Below are 1830 nucleotides of genomic sequence, written 5' to 3'. Positions count from 1 at the left end.
GCGGGGGGGCGGGGGGGGTGGGGGGCGGGGGGGGGGGGGGGTGGGGGGGGGTTGCCGGCTGGGGCAGGGTGGCGAGCACGTCGAAGTCGTGCCGGGCGGCGACCGCGGCGGGCACGATGCCGGGGGCCAGGCGCAGGAGTTCTCCGGCGCGGGCTGCGGCGGCGAGGGCGGCGGGGCCGAGGCCGAGGTCGTGGAGTTCGTCGGCGGTGGGGGCGGTGAACGGGTCGGCGCGCAGGGTGTCGTGCAGGGCGTGCAGCGCGGCGGCGATTTCGGGGGGCCAGGGTGCGGTGCCCAGCCGCAGCCTGCCGTCGGCGAGGTGCACGTCGCGGGCGGTGGGGGTGCGCAGGAGTGGTTCCAGCAGCGCCGGGTCGGGCAGGTCGAGGGCGCGGCGGGCGGCTTCGAGGCTCATGCCGGCGTCGAGCGGGTGCTGGTGGCGGTGTTCGTGCAGCAGGTGCACGAGGTGCGCGGCGAGGGTGTCGCGGTGGGCCGGGTCGAGCAGCCAGCCTGCGGCGGTGGGGGCGTCGGCGGGGGGTTCGGCGCCCATGGCGCGCAGCTCGTGGTGGCGGATGAGCTTGCGGCGCCGGAGTTCGGCGGCGCCGTCGGGTGCGGTGGTTCCGTCGGGCCGGGTGGGGATGGTGTCGAGTTCGCGGGCGCGGTCGCTGGCGGCGCCGCCGCGGTGCAGCGGGCGGGGGCGCACGTCGAGCAGGTCGGCGCCGTGGATGTGGTGGCCGCCGGGGTCGCGCAGCAGCACCCGGTCGTCGATGCGCACCGGTAGTGGCGCGGCCAGGGACAGCCGGGCGGTGCGGGTGCCGAGGGGGCGGATGCGGACGGGTACGGCGGCGGAGCCGAGGTGCAGCACGAGGTGGCGGGGCAGGTCGGCGGCGGTGGTTTCGGGCAGGCGCACGTCGACGAGGTCGCTGCGGTGTCCGCCGTGCTCGGTGAGCAGGGCGTGCCCGCGGCGGACCTGCCGGTGCGGGATGCCGCGCAGGTTGACCGCGACCCGGGCGGTGGCGGTGACGTGGGTGCGTGGTTCGCCGAGGGTGTGCAGGCCGCGGACCACGACGTCCTGGTCGGCGGGGTGCAGGCGCAGCCGGTCGCCGGTGCGCAGGGTGCCTGCGGTGAGGGTGCCGGTGACGACGGTGCCTGCGCCGCGGATGGTGAAGGCCCGGTCGATCCACAGCCGCACGGGTCCGGTGGTGTCGGGGGTGGGCAGGGAGTCGGTGAGCTCGGCCAGGGCGGTGCGCAGCGCGGGCAGGCCGGCGCCGGTGCGGCCGCTGACCTGCACGACCGGTGGGTCGGCGAGGGTGGTTCCGGCCAGGTTCTGCAGGGCTCGGGTTTCGGCGTCGGTGGGGTCGGCGAGGTCGCTGCGGGTGATGGCGAGCAGGGCGTGGCGCACGCCGAGGGCGTGCAGCGCGGCGCGGTGTTCGTCGGATTGCGGTTGCCAGCCTTCGTCGGCGGCGACGACGAACAGGGCGGCGGGGGCGGTGCCTGCGCCGGCGAGCATGTTGGGCACGAACCGTTCGTGGCCGGGTACGTCGACGAACGCCAGCGTGCGGGTGCCGAGGGTGGTCCAGGCGAAGCCGAGGTCGATGGTCATGCCGCGGTCGCGTTCTTGTTCCCACCGGTCGGGTTCCATGCCGGTGAGCTGCCGCAGCAGGGTGGTCTTGCCGTGGTCGACGTGCCCGGCGGTGGCGATCACGTGCATCGGTCGGCCGCCGCGGTGGTGTCGATGAGGGTGTGGTCGTCGGTGGGGGCGACGGCGAGCAGGTCGAGCAGGCAGCGGTCCTGTTCGACGCGTCCGAGCACGGGGGTGGGGGCGGTGCGCAGGGC

The 1830-nt window shown here is 76.8% G+C and carries 1 protein-coding gene; it reads right to left on the bottom strand.

Going from position 1 to position 1830, the window contains the following annotated elements:
- The coding region (selB, locus tag LCD35_RS29645; RefSeq protein WP_225045320.1) for a selenocysteine-specific translation elongation factor at nt 1–1705 on the bottom strand (1705 nt) is incomplete at its 3' end.
- Between the last annotated feature and the right edge of the window lie 125 nt (nt 1706–1830).

It is taken from the genome of Saccharopolyspora sp. 6V, assembly GCF_020176785.1.
In the GTDB taxonomy this organism is placed as follows: Bacteria; Actinomycetota; Actinomycetes; order Mycobacteriales; family Pseudonocardiaceae; genus Saccharopolyspora_C; species Saccharopolyspora_C gregorii.
This window is presented reverse-complemented; position numbering and strand designations above follow the sequence as displayed.